This window comes from Rhodococcus sp. 66b, from assembly GCF_002076325.1.
GTDB classification, from domain to species: Bacteria; Actinomycetota; Actinomycetes; order Mycobacteriales; family Mycobacteriaceae; genus Rhodococcus_F; species Rhodococcus_F erythropolis.
The window spans coordinates 58,681-76,576 of the sequence record NZ_MUZB01000005.1; the positions used below are offsets into that span (position 1 = coordinate 58,681).

Here is a 17,896-nt window from a genome sequence, read left to right on the forward strand (position 1 = left end):
GGTACCCTGAGAAATCGTGCTTGTTCTCGCAATTGACACCTCCACTCCGGCAGTCACTGCCGGAGTCGTCTCCCTGTCTGCTCCGTCACCGGACGCAGAGTCACCGGGCACCGAGTCGCCTGGCACCGAGTCACCGGGCACAGTGGAGACGCTTGCCGTGCGTGTCACGGTCAATCCTCGTGCGCACGCCGAGGTCTTGACCCCTCACGTCCTCGAATGCCTCGCCGAGGCCGGGCTCACGCCGGCAGAGTTGAACGCCGTCGTCGTGGGTGTCGGGCCGGGGCCGTACACCGGACTGCGTGTCGGCATGGCGACAGGCGCTGCCTTCGGTGATGCACTCGGTGTTCCCGTGTACGGCGTGTGCAGCCTCGACGCCATCGCGGCTGCGGTACCGACAACACAGAGCCTGCTCGTCGTGACTGACGCGAGGCGTCGCGAGATCTACTGGGCGCGCTACGACGGCGGAGTGCGCGTCGAAGGACCGGCTGTGAATTCCGCCGGCGACGTCGATCCTTCGCCTTCGACGCTGATTGCCGGATCTGCTTCGCACGTGGACTTCTTCGATCTGCCCGTCGACCCGGCGGAGACACCCTCACCGGCCGGCTTGGTCACAGTCGCTGCTCGCGAGATTGTGGCCGGATCGGTTCCGGCCCCGCTCGAGCCGCTGTACCTCCGACGCCCGGATGCGAAGACCCTCGCAGAACGTGGCAAGTGAGACCGAGCAGATGAAGTACAGCATCGAGCCGATGAACGTCGATGACGCCGAACGGTGCGGGGAGTTGGAGCGCGCGTTGTTCGCGGGCGACGGACCCTGGAGCGCGCAAGCGTTTGTCTCGGAACTTGCGGGCGCACATAATCATTACTTCGTTGCCAGGGAACCCGACGGTCACATCCTCGGCTACGCCGGAGTCGCGTTGTTGGGCGCGTCGCCGAACATGGAGGCCGAGGTTCACACCATCGGTACCGATCCCTCGGCTCAGCGACTGGGAATCGGCGGCGCGTTGCTCGATGCGCTTCTGACCCTGGCGGATTCACGGCAGTGTCCGGTGTTCCTGGAAGTGCGCACCGACAACGACCCTGCCATCGCGCTGTACCGGCGCGAAGGATTCGAGATCGTCGGAACACGAAAGAAGTACTACCAGCCCAGTGGGGCAGATGCGTACACGATGAGACGGCCCGCCGTGCTCGGTGTCCGCGAAATTGAGGAGCAGCAAGCATGATCGTCATGGGTGTCGAAAGCTCTTGCGACGAAACAGGTGTCGGTATCGTTCGCTGGAACGGTGACGGAACCTGCGACCTGTTGGCCGACGAGGTGGCATCGAGCGTGGATCAGCACGCCAGGTACGGGGGAGTGGTTCCCGAAGTAGCCTCGCGGGCTCACCTCGAGGCGATAGTGCCGACGATGCGCCGTGCCCTTGCTGCCGCCGGTATCGAGAAGCCCGACGCACTTGCCGTCACCATCGGACCCGGCCTGGCCGGTGCGCTACTGGTCGGTGTCGCCGCCGCGAAAGCCTATGCCGCAGCCTGGAACATACCGTTCTATGCGGTCAATCATCTCGGCGGTCACGTCTCGGTTGACACTCTCGAGCACGGTCCGTTGCCCTCGTGCGTCGCATTGCTGGTCTCCGGTGGTCACACGCACCTGCTTCACGTCGAAGATCTGGGCAAGCCCATTGTCGAACTGGGCACGACTGTCGACGACGCCGCCGGTGAGGCCTTCGACAAGGTGGCCAGACTGCTCGGGCTCGGCTTTCCCGGCGGACCGGCACTCGATGCTGCTGCGCAAGAGGGAGATCGGAACGCAATCGCCTTCCCCCGCGGCATGACCGGCCCGCGCGATTCGCGGCACGACTTCTCGTTCTCGGGACTCAAGACGTCCGTCGCCCGCTATGTCGAATCGAAAGAGCGCGCAGGCGAGGCCTTTTCGATCCCGGACATCGCTGCCTCGTTCCAGGAAGCGGTTGCCGACGTCCTGACGATGAAGGCAGTGCGTGCAGCCAAGGACGTCGGGGTCGACACGTTGGTTCTCGGCGGCGGCGCCACGGCCAATTCACGTATCCGTTCACTCGCCGAGCAGCGCTGCGCCGAAGCCGGCATCACGTTGCGCATTCCGAAACCTCGACTGTGCACGGACAACGGCGTGATGATCGCTTCGTTGGCTGCCCACCTGATCGGAAATGGTGCAGGCCCTTCGGAATTGAGTGTTGCCACGGACCCGGGGCTGTCGGTCTCGGTCAGCCAGTTGATGCACTGAGAATCAACCGGCTGGGACCGGTTCCCGATCCGGTGTGGTCGCGGGGCCGGTTTCGGGCGTCGAGGTATTCGGTTCACCGGGTTTTGTCGTCGGATCACCACCGGGGGTGGTGAGTTCGGTTTCGGTGGAACCGGATCCAGGATTTTCCGGCGTCGTCGGGTTTTCGCCGCCGCTCTCACCCGGGCCGAGACCGCCGCCGGGGTTTGCCTCGGTCGGATCGACAGGGGGAGTCGCCTCGGTGTCCGGAAGCGTCGGCCACCACGCCGGTGGATCGGGCAGCGTGATTCCGGGGATGGTCGGCCAATTCGGGGTGGTCGTTGTCGTCGTCGGCGGTGTGGTTGTCGTCGACGTGTCCGGTATCGGCGCCGGCGGAAGCGTGTACTGATGCGTTGTGTACGAGTGAGTGTCGAACGGCTGTGAGTCGAACGGCGTTGTGGGATAGCCGTACTGCGGGAACGTGCTGCCCACTACCGAAGGCAGAGGATCATGCGAGGGGATGATCGTCGATCCGGTGCTCGGCGTCGCTTCGGGGCTCACCGTCGTCGTGGTCGAACCGGTTCCGACAGGAGAGACCGCGGTGTCGTCGGTCGGCACCAATTCCTTTGCGCCGTAGCCGAGTACCAGTCCGCCGACCACGAGCGCACCGATCAAAGCTCCCGAGACCTTGGCGGTGGATCCCGAGCGCTGGTCACTTCCGGAGCCCAGCAAGGGGAAACGAATTGCGGTGATCGAATCTGCCAGGAGTGCAGCACCTTTGGTTGCCGCAGTCTCGGGCTCGACGATCTCGACCAAGGGGAGGTCGACGGCAGCGGCGACGGCGGACCGCACGGCCGGAATGTGTGCGCCACCGCCGATGAGCACAACGGCACCGACCGGCCGCGGTGAGCCGTTCACGACTTCACGGATGAAGGTGACGGCGCGCTCGATATCCGGGGCGATGATGGCTTCGAACTCGTCGCGCGTGATCGCCATTGCGTCGACGGGAAGGTCGATGGTCACCTTGGCGGCGGTGGACAGTTGCTCTTTCGCGACGTGGCACCGGGCAGCAAGAAGCTCCGCGTCGGTGTACCGGCGCAGGTGCCCTGGCGCCTTCTCCGTCACGAAGTCGACCAATGCCCGGTCGATTCCGGCCCCTGCGAGGGCGTCGATACGGTCGGAATGCAGAACCTCACCGGTGTGGTCGACGACGGACACCGTCAGACCCTGATCGCCGACGTCCACCTGAGCTGTCGTGTCGTACCGCTCGGTTTTCCCGGTCTCGGCGAGATACGCGTGTACTGCGGCAGGTTCGGGGATGGCACGGACCTGCTTCGGCGAGCGCGAGAGAGATGACCTGATGCTCGCGAGCTGGTCGTCCGTGCGATAGCTGACACCGATCGAGCGCGGCGCTTCAGATCCGTCCGTTACCTGCGTCGTCATCAGCTTGATGGACGCCCGGACGAGGTCACCGACGTTGGAATTGGCCTGATCCGCCGAGACGAAGCGAGTCTCGGCAGGTACCGCTCCTGGCGCGTTTGTGCTGGTATCGGTGTCGACGAGTGCTGAATAGACACCGGAAGATCCAGTGGAAATTCCCAGTGAACAACTCATCGCGCACCTCCTCACAGTCAATACCGGTCAATGTTCAATCGACCGCCGTTATATGAACGTTACAGAAGGTTCGTGAGGATTGCTCAGTGCTTTTTGTCTCCATGACACCCTTTTCGGACCGAAAGGGTGGTTTTACCTGCGAAATTGTCGATCATTGATTCATGCGGAAAAAAGGCGATTCTCCCCACATCGACCGGGATCGACGACGCGCGCTGATCCGGGGTGCGGTGCTTCGACCCACTCTGACGATGATCGCCTTCGGATGTGCGTACTTCTTCCTGCCGTGGATCGATGTCCACACAGTGGGTGCGATTTTCCTCTTGATCGGTGGAGGGGCAGCGGTGCTTGCCGTGACGACCTGGCAGGTGCGTCGAATTCTGCGTTCCGATGTGCCTTCTCTGCAGGCGGTCGAAGCAGTGGCGGTCGTGATGCCGACCTACTTGCTGTTGGTGTCCATCACTTATTTTTCGGTCGAGCATGCGAGTGCCGGCAGTTTCACCGAACCGCTGTCGCGTATGGCGGCCCTGTACTTTTCGCTGTCGGTGTTCTCGACCGTCGGCTTCGGCGACATCGCTGCACAGACGGACCTTGCCAGGGGACTCGTGAGCCTTCAGATCGTCTGCAATCTGGTGTTGATCGGATTCGGCGTTCGATTTGTGGTTGCCGCAGTGTCGTGGGCGAAAGCGCACCGCTCGCCTTCGAGCGGACCTGAAATCACCTAGGACCCTGCGGCAATCGGAGTCATCGTCCGGTGTGGACCAACAATTCGACGTTCTGGTCGACGCCGGTACCCGTCAACTTCGGGTCGCGGTGGATGTCGTTGAACGACAGTTCGCGGTACAGCGAGGCGAGCCCGGCCGCCGACTTGTCGCTGTACTCGACTGAATTGGGACTTTCCGCTTCGAAGAGCGTCGCAAGCAACGACACCGTTCCGTCGTGATTGTCCGCGATCTCGATGATGCGCCCGAGCTGTGGGTAGTCGATGTGAGAGGCGGTGTTGATCTCCCAGAAGCCCTGCTCGGGGGTCGCGCCGGGCCACGGGGTGATCTTGTTCTCGTGGGTGTGTCCGTTCACCCAGGCAAGTACGTTCGGGAAACGATGCAGCAAGTCCAGAAGCTGTGAACCGCGCAGGCGCGGCTCGAGGACGTTCTCGGGGTCGGGAATGAGATTGTCCATCGTGTCGCTCGTGTGGTGACTGAACAGCACGAAATAGGTGTCACTGCGCGACTCGGTGACGCGAGAGCCCGCGGCGTCGTAGTAGGTGCTGCTGCCGGCGCGCAGGGTGTTCTCGATCCACTGGAACTGAGCGGCGCCCAGCGAACCGTCGACAAGGCCTGCGCGGTTGGTGGAGTCCATGCTGATGCCGACGACGCCCGGTGCGATCTGGAACGAGTAGTAGCCGATACCGGTTTCGCCGGCGTCGGGGGCGAAACCGTGCCCGACAGGGCCGGGGCCGGTGTGCGCGGGATCAAGGTGTGCGGCGATGAACTGCCGGGGTGTGAACGGTGCGCGCGACGGGTCGGGGGTGACCTGGCGCGGCGGCGTCGTGAAGGCGGACAGGATTCCGGGAATCGCACTGGGATCGAACTTGGTGGCGATGTCGATCTGCTTGGCCTGCTCCGGTGAACCGGGCACCTCGAATTTGAGAGATCCCGTGTACATCGCTTCGAGCGGTGGGATGCCGCTGGGCACCGTGCCGGACACCGAATCGTCGTGGTTGCCGAACACGCAGTACCAAGGGGTGTTCAGGCCGGGGCTCGACACGGGAGTGAACGCGGCCCCGAAGAAGTCCGGAATCTCCGGGAAGCCGGCCTTCTTGTACATGTCGAGCATCGGCGATTCAGGGTTCCAGTACAGATCGGCACCCGAGTTCTGCACACCCTCGTAGCGGTCCTTGGCGCCGGTGTTGGCGACGACGGTTCCGCCGTTGAGTGAGGTGAGGAACCAGTCGAGTTCGGCGAATTCCTTGTTGTCCGTGTTGTCGCCGGTGGTGACCACGGCATCGAAGGGGCGCGAGGTGTGCGGGCCGCTCCCGATCGAATTGACGCGTCGGACAAGCGAAATCAACCCGTGCGCCGTCAAGGTCTCCTGGGGGCGGAACGCCGAGCCGGTGATCTGATGGACGTATTCGAAGCGCATGGGGGACTGGGCGTCGACGATGTGGACGTCGGTCAACTGCACGAGTGAGGCGAGCGCGGTGCGTCGGTCCTCGCGTCCTGACTTCGGCTCGGCCAACTCGCTGCGCACGATGTTCGCCCAACCGGGACCGGCAGTGAGCCTGGTGTAGCCGCTGCTGCTGACGGGCGTGGACACGGACTCGAGAGTGGTGCCGGGACCTGACGTCGGAATGGTCGACGCGCCTGCGTATTGCAGGCCCCACGGCTTGCCAAGGCTGACCGCGCCGACGGCGCCGAGTCCGGCGAAGGTCAGAAAACTACGGCGATTGATGTTCGTCACGAAGTGAACAATAGGTGAACGTGGTGGACGGCTGTCCTGTTTCGCTCTGGACGAAGAGAAAAATGCGCCCAGTCCTTGAGGGTTGGCACTCTCACGTATAGAGTGCCAATTGGCGCTGATCGAGTTCCGGCACCCGCGACGACGGGACTGCAGTGACGCGCCGTAAACGGCATACCCAAACAGCTGTCCGAGGATCGCCTCGGACGCACATACCCCAAAGTGGAGGGCTCATCGTGGCGAGCGTCAACATCAAGCCGCTCGAGGACAAGATCCTCGTCCAGGCCAACGAGGCTGAAACGACGACGGCTTCCGGCCTGGTCATTCCTGACACAGCCAAGGAAAAGCCCCAGGAGGGCACCGTCGTTGCAGTCGGCGAAGGCCGCGTCAACGAGCAGGGCAACCGCATCCCGGTCGACGTCAAGGAGGGTGACACGGTCATCTACTCCAAGTACGGCGGAACCGAGATCAAGTACGCCGGCCAGGAATACCTGATCCTGTCGGCACGCGACGTGCTGGCTGTCGTCTCCAAGTAAGACACACGTGATCCGCCCCGGAGTCCACACAGGATCCCGGGGCGGAATGCGTTCACGCCCCGAAGATTCAGGAGCTGACAGAACAGATGTCCAAGCAAATTGCGTTCAACGAGACCGCACGCCGCGCTCTCGAAGCCGGAGTCGACAAGCTTGCCGACGCCGTCAAGGTGACCTTGGGCCCGCGTGGACGCCACGTCGTGCTCGCCAAGGCATTCGGCGGCCCCACCGTCACCAACGACGGTGTGAGCATCGCCCGTGAGATCGAGCTCGAAGATCCCTTCGAGAACCTCGGCGCGCAGCTCGTCAAGAGCGTCGCCACCAAGACCAACGATGTTGCCGGCGACGGCACCACGACCGCGACCGTTCTGGCCCAGGCCATCGTCCGCGGCGGACTCAAGAACATCGCAGCGGGCGCGAACCCGATGGCGCTCGGCGTCGGCATCAACGCCGCAGCCGACAAGGTCGTCGAGGAACTGCTCGCCGCGGCCACCCCGGTCGAGGGCGAGAAGTCGATCGCCCAGGTCGCCACCGTCTCCTCGCGTGACGAAGAGATCGGCAAGCTCGTCGGCGAGGCACTCACCCGTGTCGGAACCGACGGCGTCGTGACGGTCGAGGAATCCTCCACCGTTGCAACCGAGCTCGTTGTCACCGAAGGCGTTCAGTTCGACAAGGGCTACCTCTCGCCCTACTTCGTCACCGACATCGATGCGCAGAAGGCCGTCTACGAAGACGCGTTTATCCTGCTCTTCCGCGAGAAGATCAGCTCACTTCCCGACTTCCTGCCGCTGCTCGAGAAGGTTGCCGAATCCGGCAAGCCGCTCTTGATCATCGCCGAGGACGTCGAGGGTGAAGTTCTCTCCACCCTGGTGGTCAACTCCATCCGCAAGACCATCAAGGCCGTCGCCGTCAAGGCGCCGTTCTTCGGTGATCGTCGCAAGGCATTCCTCGACGACCTCGCAGTCGTCACGGCAGGCACCGTCATCAACACCGACGTCGGCCTCTCCCTGAAGGAAGCCGGCCTCGACCTGCTCGGCAGCGCTCGCCGCGTTGTCGTCACCAAGGACGAGACGGTCATCGTCGACGGTGCCGGCACCGCTGACGACATCGCGACCCGCGTCGCGCAGTTGCGTCGCGAGATCGAGAACACCGATTCGGATTGGGACCGCGAGAAGCTCGAAGAGCGTCTGGCGAAGCTGTCCGGCGGCGTGGCCGTCATCAAGGTCGGCGCAGCCACCGAAACCGATCTCAAGGAACGCAAGTTCCGCGTCGAGGATGCGGTCAACGCAGCCAAGGCAGCAGTTGCCGAGGGCATCGTCCCCGGTGGCGGATCGGCTCTCGTTCAGGCCGGTACGGCTCTGATCGGGAACCTCGGCCTGTCGGGTGACGAGGCCACCGGCGTTGCCGTGGTCCGTGAAGCCCTCAACGCTCCGTTGTTCTGGATCTCCAGCAACGCAGGCATCGACGGATCCGTCGTTGTCAGCAAGGTCGCCGAGATGACCAAGGGCGAAGGCTTCAACGCTGCCACCCTCACCTACGGCAACCTGCTTGCCGACGGCGTCGTCGACCCGGTCAAGGTCACTCGCTCGGCAGTGGTCAACGCCGCTTCCGTCGCGCGCATGATCCTCACGACCGAGAGCGCTGTCGTCGAGAAGCCGACCGAGGCAGTTGCCGACACCGGACACGGTCACAGCCACTAGCTCGCTGCTCGTAGTTTCGACAAAGAAGAGATCCCCCACCGGATTCCGGTGGGGGATCTCTTCTTTCGTCTGGGGATCAGATGAGCGGGATCGTTGCGAACGGCTCGCTGGTGGGCTGCTGCGATCCGCCGGGCGGTTCGACCGTGAACGCCAACTTCGTGTTCGGGCCGATGCCGTCGAGCACCACCTGGGTAGTGGGTTTGACGTCGCTCGGAGCCATCGTCCCCATCGGGATCATCGTGGTGTCGTCGGTGTCGCCCGGCACCAGCCACATCTGGTAGACGGTATCCGGACTCGGGGGAGTCACATCGTTCATCACGAGGACTGCGGCGTCTTCGGAGGGCGAGAACAGCGTCGTGGCACTACCGCCGCCCGGAATGTCACGCGTCGTGGCATGAACGTCGGGTGCTGCCATGATTTCGGATGCGGGGTTCTGCGGCGGCGTGTTGTCGGACAGCGTGCGTCCGATTCCGATGCCGCCGACCAGGATTGCGACTGCGGCGGCCGCCGCAAGTGCCATGGTCCACGGGCGTCGACGGTTACGACGCTCGGCCAGCGAAACCGGGGCGTTGGGAGCCGCGGTCTGTTCTGCGATCGAGGCGAGGACGCTGCTGCGCAGTGACGGCGGGGGCTCGACGGCGTCGACGACGGTCATCGCGGCCATGGTTTCGGAGGTGAGTCGGACCTGGGCGTCGAATTCGGCGCGGGTCGCGGAGTCCGAAGCGGCAAGTCGTCTGTCGACCTCACGGCGCTCGTCGAGGTCCAACGCATCGATCGCGTAGGCGTACGCGTAGTCGATCAGCTCTTCGTCCATCTCACATCACCCCCAAACATCCACGTAGGCGCAGTAGTCCGTCGCGAATTCGCGACTTGATCGTGGGAATCGCCACGCCGAGATCTTCGGCCACCTCGCGGTACGTTCGGCCGCCGTAATAGGCGAGAGTCACCGATTGGCGCTGAGTGTCCGTCAGCGTTTCGAGACAGTCGGTGACAGCACGATGCTCGTCTCTTCGTGTCACTTCGTCGCTGACGACGTCGAACTCGGGAGTGGCATTGGTGGTGTCGTAGAGAGCCTGTCGATCCGAACTCGACTGTTCGGAGCGCACGCGATCCACCGCGCGGCGGTGGGCAAGCGTCAGAAGCCAGGAGAGTGCGGACCCCTTGGCAGGATCGAAGCTGTCGGCCGATTTCCAGGCTTGGAGGTAGACCTCTTGGACCGCTTCCTCGGAGAAGCCTGGATCACGGAGTACACGGAGAACCATGCCGTAGACACGGGAGCTGGTTCGGTCGTAGAACTCGGCAAAGGCGCTCTGGTCGCCACCGGCCACGTTCGCGAGGATCACTGCCAGCTCGCGTGATTCCACGATTCGCGCGGTGCGGGCCGCAGAATTGTCCGTCGGGCATGCGTCGGCCGCATCCGACGCATGGTCTGGCTCGCTCACGAAGAGTTGTCTCGCTTCATCGCGTACAACCGTAGCGTGCATGTCCGGTTCTTTTCTCTTGGCCCGCCGTTGGCCGCTGTGCGCCTTTATTAACCGCGGGGGGTTAATAAAGGCGCACAGCAGGTGGGGACTACTGCGGCATCAGCACCGAATCGATGAGGTAGACGGTGGCGTTTGCGGTCTTGACTCCACCGCAGACGACAGTTGCGTCGTTGACCTTGATGTTGTCACCGGATCCGGTGACGGTGACCGTTCCGCCCTCGGCGGTGGGGTGCGTTCCGTCGATCGCGTCAGGAGCGATCTGGCCGGGAACCACGTGGTAGGTGAGGATCTTGGTCAGCGTGGCGCTGTCCGTCTTGAGGCTGTCGATCGTCGCGGGGTCGATCTTGGCGAATGCCGAGTCGATCGGTGCGAAGACGGTGAACTCGCCGCCGTTGAGAGTGTCGACCAGGTTGACGTCCGGGTTGAGCTGTCCGGAGACTGCCGCGGTCAAGGTGGTGAGCAACGGATTGTTGGATGCCGCTGTGGCAACCGGATCCTGGGCCATTCCGCTGACCGATCCGGCGCCGCTCGGCACTGCGGCTGCATAGTCGGCACAACCGGCACCGACCAGATCAGAAGCAGGCTCCGCCATCGCGCTGCTGGGAGACATGCTCGATCCCATGGCAGAAGACGTCATGGCGGCGCTGGACGTGTCGGTCGACGAATCGTTGTCGTCGGAGGAGCAACCGACGACGCCGAAGACGGCGAAAGAGGCTGCTGCGGTGACTGCCAGAACTCGAGTAGAGGTGTTCATGGGTCTGCCTTCCTGAAGGGATGTGCTGAGGTGCACTGTCAGAAGGCATTCGGAGTCGGTTGTCGACAGGATGGGTCGGAGTCGGAAATTCTTTTCAGGAGCTGGTGTACACAAGCAAAAGCCCCCGAAAACTCTCGGGGGCCTTGTGCACTCGACCTACGTGTATCAGGAAGCTATGCGGGTGGTGCGACGGTGGCGCGCATGTAGTTCACGTTCGGTTTCCGACATTCCTCCCCAGATGCCGTACGGCTCGGCGACGGTCAGCGCGTGGCTGCGGCACTGCATCAGTACCGGGCACTGACGGCACATCTCTTTTGCGCGGGTTTCGCGCTGGGCACGTGCTCTACCGCGTTCGCCATCGGGATGGAAGAACATGGAGGAGTCGACTCCGCGGCACAGACCGTGCATCTGCCAGTCCCAGATGTCTGCGTTGGGGCCTGGAAGGTGATTCGGTGCAGGCATGTTGACTCCTTACTGCAAGCTCGCGTTGATCAACGAGCGGACCAAGTTGCCCGGAGGTTATCCGGGCCTTCTGAATCGTTCACGCTTGCTAACCGTAAGGGTGCTGAGTAAATCGCGTCAATAGGCTCGTTCAGTGGCGATCGGCATATATCGAAATGCGAGAGTTAACGAAGTATATATTTACATTTCGGGTCTCTCATGCGTTGTGCTGCGCCGATGTTGAAATCGGGTCGATCGAGGTGGTGGCAGGCAAGCCTGGCTGCTTGAGATGCGAAACCCACAGATCAGGGATATGTTTGCTGCTGATCGCCCGGCGAAAACACTCAGCCCGCCGGCTCGGTTTGCGTCATTTGTCCGATATTGCGCGGGCAGGGCCGTACTCCATTTCGGGACTTAGTGCCCAAGTTTCAACTAGGACATCTGTCCAATAAGTAATGCGCAGTTAACGTCACGGATATATGCCCGTTAAATATCATTACGAGTACATTCGGCAAATCTCAGTTGAATATCTGATTAACTCCGACAAACTTGCCTTTTCGTCTTCCCGTGCGGCAAACGGCATCGGTCAGGCGCTTGTCTGTTGGCGCTGCTGCGATGATCTACCTGTGTCGACACCTGAGCCCCCTGAATCGCCTTCGTTCACTGAGTCACCTGGCCGTCCCGGGACTCTCGAATCCGCCGCATTCGGTGCGGATCCGGACCTTGACCGTCTCCCGGCGCCGTGCTCTACCCGGGATTGGTGGACAACGGCAGTAATTCTGGGTGGTCAGGGGCACTACGCCAGGGCGCGGGCAGCATTGGATGTCCTCGATCGGCTCACGACGGGGTCCTCGACGCACTCGGATCGAGTTCTTGCCTCTCTCTCTGCCAGCACGAGGGCGTCGTTTCTTCGCCAGAGTGGACGTCATGCACTCGCGTCGACGTGGGACGGGCGCGCACTGGCGATCGTCGGCGGTCTGCCAGTCGATCCAGAGGCTGCCTGTGACGCTCTGACCGGTCTGGCCGCGGACGCCCTCGGCTGTGGCCGGCTCCCGCTCGGCTGGCGCCTGCTGGGGGAGTGTCGGACCCGTCTGGGCGGCGAGGGCGGGCTGTGGCGGCAGGAAATTCGGATCGAATGGGTCTCGGCGGAACTGGCGCTGGCGGGAGGTGACTTCGCGCGCGCCCGCAGACACGCAGAACGCGCCGTCGAATTGTCGGGGAAATCGGAGTCCGTCCGGCACCGCGTGAAGTCGGATCTACTGCGCAGCGCCGCGCTGACCGGAACAGACCCGAGCTCGGCGGTGGAGTCGGCAGCGGAAGTGCTGGCGCGGTGTCAGCAATACGGCCTGCTGCCCCTGGCCTGGGCGTCGTCGCTGCTGATCGAGGGCGTGAGCGGCGGGAGGACCTCGCCGAGTGCCCGTGAGATCGGCGATCTGATTGCGATGCGCGGTGGATCACTCCTACCTTTGTCGTAATCGATCCACCCGAAGTCTCTCGCGAACGATTCCCACAGGGCTGTTTCGATATCGCGACTGCTGGGCGGGCATGCGGAGACCAGCCGGTCCGGATGGTTACTCTTAGAGGGTTCCGCTGAGAGCGGGAGCACACCCGCTCGGGAGGTGCCACTGTAACGCCAGGATTTTCGCTGACGATGACAAATACGAGCGATGAGTTGGACACCGCGGTCGCCGCTGCTGCGCAGGGCGACCGTACAGCTCTAGCTTTGGTTCTGGAGAACATCCGACCGATGGTGGTGCGCTACTGCCGCGGTCGAGTGGGTGCGGCCGAGCGGGGACACCTGTCCGCTGACGACGTCGCGCAGGAAGTGTGTCTGGCCGTGATGACCGCGCTGCCGCGTTATCAAGACCAGGGACGCCCGTTCATGGCCTTTGTGTACGGAATTGCCGCGCACAAGGTTGCGGACGCACATAGAAGTTCCGCCCGTAACAAGTCGGAGCCCGTTTCCGAAGTACCGGATGTAATAGCACTGGATGATGGTCCCGAACAGCGAGCACTCGATTCGGAGTCCAGCAGACAGATGCATGAACTTCTCGGCACACTTCCGGAGAAGCATCGAGAAATCTTGATACTTCGCCTGGTGGTCGGGATGTCGGCCGAGGAAACGGCCGTCGCCGTCGGTAGTACCGCCGGAGCTGTACGAGTCGCTCAGCACAGGGCGATCGCGAAACTGAAAAAAGAAGTAACGAAAGCAGGTGAGAGCTTTGGCTAGAGACGAGGGGCGTGACGCTTCGAATCTCGGTGATCTCGCCGACGACGGTACGCCAGTGGACTTGGCTGCGGTTCGGCGTGACGATGCGCTGATCGAGTCCATTTCGAGTGGCGGGCCGGTAGCAACCGATAGCACCGAACAGTACGAACTTGCGTTGATTCTCTCGCAATGGCGTGACGATGTCGTTGCGACTCCGATGCCCGAGGGTCCGTTGTTGGACGATGTCATCGCTGCAATCACAGCGACGCCGTCCGGCTTCTCCGATCGTCAGCGTTCACGTTCCCGTTCCCGATTGCGTGTGGTCCGCCCGATCGCCGCCGCAGCAGCTGTTGCAGCAGTGGTCTTCGGTGGTGCCACAGCGATGGCGTACGACGCCCAGCCCGGCGATGCCCTCTGGGGCGTCAAGCAGGTCGTCTTCGCCGACGAGGCCAACTCGACGGTCGCGAAGATCGACACGACATCCGAGCTGGAAAAGGCCGAGCGTCTGTTGGCCGCCGGGGACATTCCCGCGGCAAAGATGGTGCTGGACAACGCAGCTCACCGTGCCGATGCGGTCAAGGACTCGCAGGACAAGACGGATCTCGTCGAGCGTTGGGGCAAGTTGATGACGCAGGTCCAGGAGACCACGTCACCCGCAGTACCGCCGTTGACGTCCGATCAGCAATCCTCGCTTGCCACCTCTCCCACGGCGATTCCGGGGACTTCAGTCAATCCGGCCAACCCTCAGTTGTCTGGCGGCGTGACCACAACGACAACGCCCGACCCTGGAATCATGCAAGCGCCTGGTCCAAGCGCGGCGTCGTCTACACCGTCATCGTCGCCCACGACGACTACCACGACCACGACGACCACCACGACAACGACGTCACTGGCCCCGGCCTCGTCGCCGTCGGGTGATTCTTCTTCACCCCCACCCTGAGGTTCCCGCTCTGATCGCATCGTTGCGGTCCAGGTTCATACGAAAGTGGCCGACAAGCAATTGCTTGTCGGCCACTTTCGTTTGAACCTGGTGGGGTTTCGCTCAGCTGTCGAAACCGTCGCCGTGCATCGCCTCGTTCATCGACGCGTCCGCGTATCCACGGCAGTAGTCCCACGTGACATATGCCTCAGGCATCGGGTCGTAGGCAGGCTCGTGGGGGCGGACGGTTCCGTCCACGAGGAGCTGCAGCAGGTTTGCGCGCAGCATGTCCCAGTCGTGGTAGTGATCTTGTTGGCAGTCTTCGCAGCACACTACGAGACCGCGGATGCCGCGGTGAGCGAGGAGCGCCTCGTAGACGGCGAGGTCAGCGAGATCCTCCTCGACCGCTTGGCGTTCGTGGGGGTCGAGTGGTTGACCCGGCTCGATGGCATCGAGAGCCGCGGAGGGGTCAGCTGGGTCGCCGGCGAAGGGATCTGGCGGCAGACCGGGGGGCAGTTGATCACGCACAGCACCACGGTACGCAGGTCAGGGGGGTCAGCGCCACTTGTTACGCGTACCCGCAGCGTGGGTGGGATGGTTCGGACCTTTGAGTGAGCCGATACCATGGTGTGCAACGCCGGGAAAAGGTGCCAGGAATTTCTTTCCGTGCAGGCGCCTTCTATCCGATATCCAGCTTTCGTAATCCGTTTCGAGGCGGCTGCTACAGCGGTCGCCCTGGGCGAATCTAGGTCCATGGAGGGTCCTGACCGCATGAGTAGTTCTGCAGGACATGTACACACCGGAGGAGACGACCCCAACAAGGTCGCAATGCTGGGACTGACTTACGACGACGTGCTGCTGTTGCCTGCTGCGTCCGACGTCATCCCGAGCCAGGTCGACACGTCCAGTCAACTGACCCGCGACATCCGTCTGCGGATTCCGTTGGTCAGTTCTGCGATGGACACCGTCACCGAGTCGCGCATGGCAATTGCGATGGCACGCGCCGGCGGCATGGGTGTTCTGCACCGCAACTCGTCCGTCGAGGTTCAGGCAGGACAGGTCGAGACCGTCAAGCGCTCCGAGGCCGGCATGGTGACCGATCCCGTCACGTGTAAGCCGACCGACACGATGGGTGAGGTCGACGCGAAGTGCGCTCGCTTCCGCATCTCGGGTCTGCCGGTCACCGACGACGCCGGCCAGCTGGTCGGCATCGTCACGAACCGTGACATGCGTTTCGAGGTCGACCAGAATCGTCCGGTCGTCGAGATCATGACCAAGATGCCGCTGATCACCGCTCAGGAAGGCGTCACCGCAGACGTGGCACTGGGCCTTCTTCGTCGGCACAAGATCGAGAAGCTGCCGATCGTCGACGGCAACGGCAAGCTCACCGGCCTGATCACGGTCAAGGACTTCGTCAAGACCGAGCAGCATCCGGACGCTACCAAGGACCGTGACGGTCGACTGCTCGTCGGCGCTGCAGTCGGTGCAGGCGACGACGCTTTCCAGCGTGCGATGGCGCTCACCGATGCCGGTGTGGACGTACTCGTGGTTGACAGTGCGCACGGTCATTCGTCCAACGTTCTCGACATGATCGCCAAGCTCAAGCGTGAACTGGGTGAGCGGGTTCAGATCATCGGTGGCAACGTCGCTACGCGCGCGGGTGCTCTGGCACTGGTCGAAGCTGGTGTCGATGCCGTCAAGGTCGGAGTCGGCCCTGGTTCCATCTGCACCACCCGCGTCATCGCCGGCGTCGGTGCCCCTCAGGTCACGGCCATCCTGGAAGCGGTTGCCGCGTGCAAGCCTCTGGGTGTGCCGGTCATCGCTGACGGTGGGCTCCAGTTCTCCGGTGACATCGCGAAGGCTCTTGCCGCGGGTGCGTCGACGGCCATGCTGGGTTCGCTCCTGGCCGGTACCGCTGAATCGCCCGGCGAACTGATCCTGGTCGGCGGCAAGCAGTTCAAGAGCTACCGCGGAATGGGTTCGCTCGGCGCGATGCAGTCGCGCGGCGAGGCCAAGTCGTACTCCAAGGACCGGTACTTCCAGGACGACGTACTTTCCGAGGACAAGTTGGTTCCGGAAGGCATCGAAGGCCGTGTTCCGTTCCGTGGCCCGCTTTCCCAGGTGACGCACCAGCTCACCGGTGGTCTGCGCGCTGCCATGGGTTACACGGGGTCGGCGACGATCGAGCACCTGCAGAACGCTCAGTTCGTCCAGATCACGGCGGCCGGTTTGAAGGAAAGCCATCCGCACGACATCACGATGACTGTCGAAGCACCCAACTACACCGCTCGTTAGCAACCAGTACACGAGAAAGGGGCGCGCGTGCGCGACCTCGTTGAGATCGGCATGGGTCGAACGGCCCGACGTACCTACGAGTTGGACGATGTGAACATCGTTCCCTCCCGGCGAACCCGTTCGTCGAAGGAGGTGTCGACTGCTTGGCAGCTCGACGCTTACAGGTTCGACATCCCAGTCCTCGCACATCCCACCGACGCGTTGGTCTCGCCGACCTTCGCGATCGAGCTGGGTAAGCGCGGCGGCCTCGGTGTCATCAACGGTGAAGGCCTGTGGGGCCGTCACCCCGATGTCGAGGAGAAGCTCCGGCGTCTCGTCGAGATCGCCGAGAAGGACGGTGGCGTCGACGCAGCCATCCGCTACTTGCAGGAGCTGCACGCGGCACCGCTGCAGGCGGGTCTTCTGGCTGCTGCGGTGGCGCAGGTTCGTGATTCGGGGGTCACCACTGCCGTTCGGGTCAGTCCGCAGAATGCGCGCGCACTGACGCCCGAGCTGATCAAGGCCGGAATCGACCTGCTGGTCGTCCACGGGACGATCATCTCGGCCGAGCACGTCGTGCACACCGAGCAGGAACCGCTGAACCTCAAGACGTTCATCTCGGAACTCGACGTTCCGGTTGTCGCTGGTGGGGTCAGTGACCACCGCACCGCGCTGCACCTGATGCGTACCGGCGCTGCCGGTGTCATCGTCGGGTACGGCTCCACCGAGGGTGCAACCACCACCGGTGAGGTCCTGGGTATCGGCGTTCCGATGGCCACGGCGATTGCCGATGCTGCAGCAGCCAGGCGCGACTACCTCGACGAGACGGGTGGACGCTACGTCCACGTCATCGCCGACGGTGACATCGCAACTTCGGGTGATCTGGCGAAGGCCATCGCCTGCGGTGCCGACGCTGCCGTTCTGGGCACGCCGCTGGCCGTGTCCGCCGAGGCGCCGGGTGGCGGCTGGTACTGGCCGTCCGCTGCGGCTCATCCTTCGGTTCCGCGTGGAGCGCTTCTTCCGGTTTCCTACGGCGAGCGTCCGAGCCTGGATCAGGTCCTGAGCGGTCCTTCGGATGATCCGTACGGTTCTCTGAACTTCGTCGGCGGTCTTCGTCGGTCGATGGCCAAGGCCGGGTACTCCGACCTCAAGGAGTTCCAGAAGGTCGGGCTGACGGTCCGCGCGTAGTTTGTACCTTTCTGTGGCCCCGGTTCTTCGTGAACCGGGGCCACAGTTCGTTGTGCAGGACTTTCTTCCGTTCCTGATACTTGCGGTTACGCTTAT

General features: G+C 63.2%; 18 protein-coding genes. 11 read left to right on the top strand and 7 right to left on the bottom strand.

Annotated features, from left to right (window positions below):
- Positions 1 to 16 precede the first annotated feature (16 nt).
- From tsaB to tsaD, 3 genes are read left to right on the top strand one after another with little or no spacing between them, the layout of a single operon-like run.
- Positions 17 to 715 carry a tRNA (adenosine(37)-N6)-threonylcarbamoyltransferase complex dimerization subunit type 1 TsaB gene (tsaB, locus tag B0E55_RS10540; RefSeq protein WP_080909678.1) on the top strand — a complete coding sequence of 233 codons (699 nt, stop codon included), beginning with the start codon at positions 17 to 19 and terminating at the stop codon, positions 713 to 715.
- A gap of 10 nt (positions 716 to 725) precedes the next feature.
- Complete coding sequence (gene rimI, locus B0E55_RS10545) at positions 726 to 1,220, top strand: ribosomal protein S18-alanine N-acetyltransferase (RefSeq protein WP_060938861.1); 495 nt, start codon at positions 726 to 728, stop codon at positions 1,218 to 1,220.
- Positions 1,217 to 2,254 (top strand): tRNA (adenosine(37)-N6)-threonylcarbamoyltransferase complex transferase subunit TsaD, encoded by a 1,038-nt coding sequence (gene tsaD, locus B0E55_RS10550; RefSeq protein ID WP_046378262.1) that lies wholly within the window; start codon positions 1,217 to 1,219, stop codon positions 2,252 to 2,254. The genes rimI and tsaD overlap by 4 nt, the downstream gene beginning before the upstream one ends.
- A 3-nt stretch (positions 2,255 to 2,257) precedes the next feature.
- On the opposite strand, the gene B0E55_RS10555 is transcribed toward tsaD, so the two are convergent.
- Positions 2,258 to 3,844 carry an Hsp70 family protein gene (locus tag B0E55_RS10555; RefSeq protein ID WP_046378263.1) on the bottom strand — a complete coding sequence of 529 codons (1,587 nt, stop codon included), beginning with the start codon at positions 3,842 to 3,844 and terminating at the stop codon, positions 2,258 to 2,260.
- 161 nt (positions 3,845 to 4,005) lie between these two features.
- Here B0E55_RS10555 and B0E55_RS10560 point away from each other — a divergent pair, with 161 nt between their 5' ends.
- Positions 4,006 to 4,566, top strand: coding sequence for a potassium channel family protein (locus B0E55_RS10560; protein ID WP_020906930.1), 561 nt, complete (start codon positions 4,006 to 4,008; stop codon positions 4,564 to 4,566).
- 19 nt (positions 4,567 to 4,585) lie between these two features.
- Here B0E55_RS10560 and B0E55_RS10565 read toward each other — a convergent pair whose 3' ends face one another.
- Positions 4,586 to 6,301: a TIGR03767 family metallophosphoesterase gene (locus tag B0E55_RS10565; protein WP_019747582.1), complete on the bottom strand. Its 1,716-nt coding sequence runs from the start codon at positions 6,299 to 6,301 to the stop codon at positions 4,586 to 4,588.
- A 233-nt stretch (positions 6,302 to 6,534) separates the two neighbouring features.
- Here B0E55_RS10565 and groES point away from each other — a divergent pair, with 233 nt between their 5' ends.
- Positions 6,535 to 6,834 carry a co-chaperone GroES gene (groES, locus tag B0E55_RS10570; RefSeq protein ID WP_003940763.1) on the top strand — a complete coding sequence of 100 codons (300 nt, stop codon included), beginning with the start codon at positions 6,535 to 6,537 and terminating at the stop codon, positions 6,832 to 6,834.
- 86 nt (positions 6,835 to 6,920) lie between these two features.
- Positions 6,921 to 8,531 carry a chaperonin GroEL gene (gene groL / locus B0E55_RS10575; RefSeq protein WP_080909679.1) on the top strand — a complete coding sequence of 537 codons (1,611 nt, stop codon included), beginning with the start codon at positions 6,921 to 6,923 and terminating at the stop codon, positions 8,529 to 8,531.
- Positions 8,532 to 8,607: 76 nt separating this feature from the next.
- On the opposite strand, the gene B0E55_RS10580 is transcribed toward groL, so the two are convergent.
- The 4 genes from B0E55_RS10580 to B0E55_RS10595 form a co-directional block, all read right to left on the bottom strand.
- Positions 8,608 to 9,345 (bottom strand): anti-sigma factor, encoded by a 738-nt coding sequence (locus B0E55_RS10580; protein ID WP_019747584.1) that lies wholly within the window; start codon positions 9,343 to 9,345, stop codon positions 8,608 to 8,610.
- 1 nt (position 9,346) lies between these two features.
- Entirely contained in the window at positions 9,347 to 10,015 is a 669-nt protein-coding gene (locus B0E55_RS10585; protein WP_019747585.1) for a sigma-70 family RNA polymerase sigma factor, read from the bottom strand.
- A gap of 88 nt (positions 10,016 to 10,103) precedes the next feature.
- A complete protein-coding gene (locus B0E55_RS10590; RefSeq protein ID WP_007728616.1) occupies positions 10,104 to 10,769 on the bottom strand; it encodes a fasciclin domain-containing protein in 666 nt (221 codons plus the stop codon).
- A 165-nt stretch (positions 10,770 to 10,934) separates the two neighbouring features.
- Positions 10,935 to 11,231, bottom strand: coding sequence for a WhiB family transcriptional regulator (locus tag B0E55_RS10595; RefSeq protein WP_003940939.1), 297 nt, complete (start codon positions 11,229 to 11,231; stop codon positions 10,935 to 10,937).
- A 755-nt stretch (positions 11,232 to 11,986) separates the two neighbouring features.
- Between B0E55_RS10595 and B0E55_RS10600 the strand changes: the two genes are divergently transcribed.
- From B0E55_RS10600 to B0E55_RS10610, 3 genes are all read left to right on the top strand, one after another.
- Positions 11,987 to 12,685, top strand: a complete 699-nt coding sequence (locus B0E55_RS10600; protein ID WP_029537856.1) for a hypothetical protein — start codon at positions 11,987 to 11,989, stop codon at positions 12,683 to 12,685.
- Positions 12,686 to 12,861: 176 nt separating this feature from the next.
- Positions 12,862 to 13,440: a sigma-70 family RNA polymerase sigma factor gene (locus tag B0E55_RS10605; protein ID WP_003940953.1), complete on the top strand. Its 579-nt coding sequence runs from the start codon at positions 12,862 to 12,864 to the stop codon at positions 13,438 to 13,440.
- Positions 13,424 to 14,359, top strand: a complete 936-nt coding sequence (locus B0E55_RS10610; protein WP_223257858.1) for an anti-sigma-D factor RsdA — start codon at positions 13,424 to 13,426, stop codon at positions 14,357 to 14,359. Before B0E55_RS10605 ends, B0E55_RS10610 begins: the two co-directional genes overlap by 17 nt.
- A 102-nt stretch (positions 14,360 to 14,461) precedes the next feature.
- On the opposite strand, the gene B0E55_RS10615 is transcribed toward B0E55_RS10610, so the two are convergent.
- Positions 14,462 to 14,866, bottom strand: coding sequence for a DUF5319 domain-containing protein (locus B0E55_RS10615; RefSeq protein WP_003940777.1), 405 nt, complete (start codon positions 14,864 to 14,866; stop codon positions 14,462 to 14,464).
- A gap of 243 nt (positions 14,867 to 15,109) precedes the next feature.
- Here B0E55_RS10615 and guaB point away from each other — a divergent pair, with 243 nt between their 5' ends.
- Together guaB and B0E55_RS10625 are read left to right on the top strand one after the other, a co-directional pair.
- Positions 15,110 to 16,633, top strand: coding sequence for an IMP dehydrogenase (gene guaB / locus B0E55_RS10620; protein ID WP_020723641.1), 1,524 nt, complete (start codon positions 15,110 to 15,112; stop codon positions 16,631 to 16,633).
- Positions 16,634 to 16,660: 27 nt separating this feature from the next.
- Positions 16,661 to 17,800 (top strand): GuaB3 family IMP dehydrogenase-related protein, encoded by a 1,140-nt coding sequence (locus B0E55_RS10625; protein ID WP_003940976.1) that lies wholly within the window; start codon positions 16,661 to 16,663, stop codon positions 17,798 to 17,800.
- Positions 17,801 to 17,896: the final 96 nt, after the last annotated feature.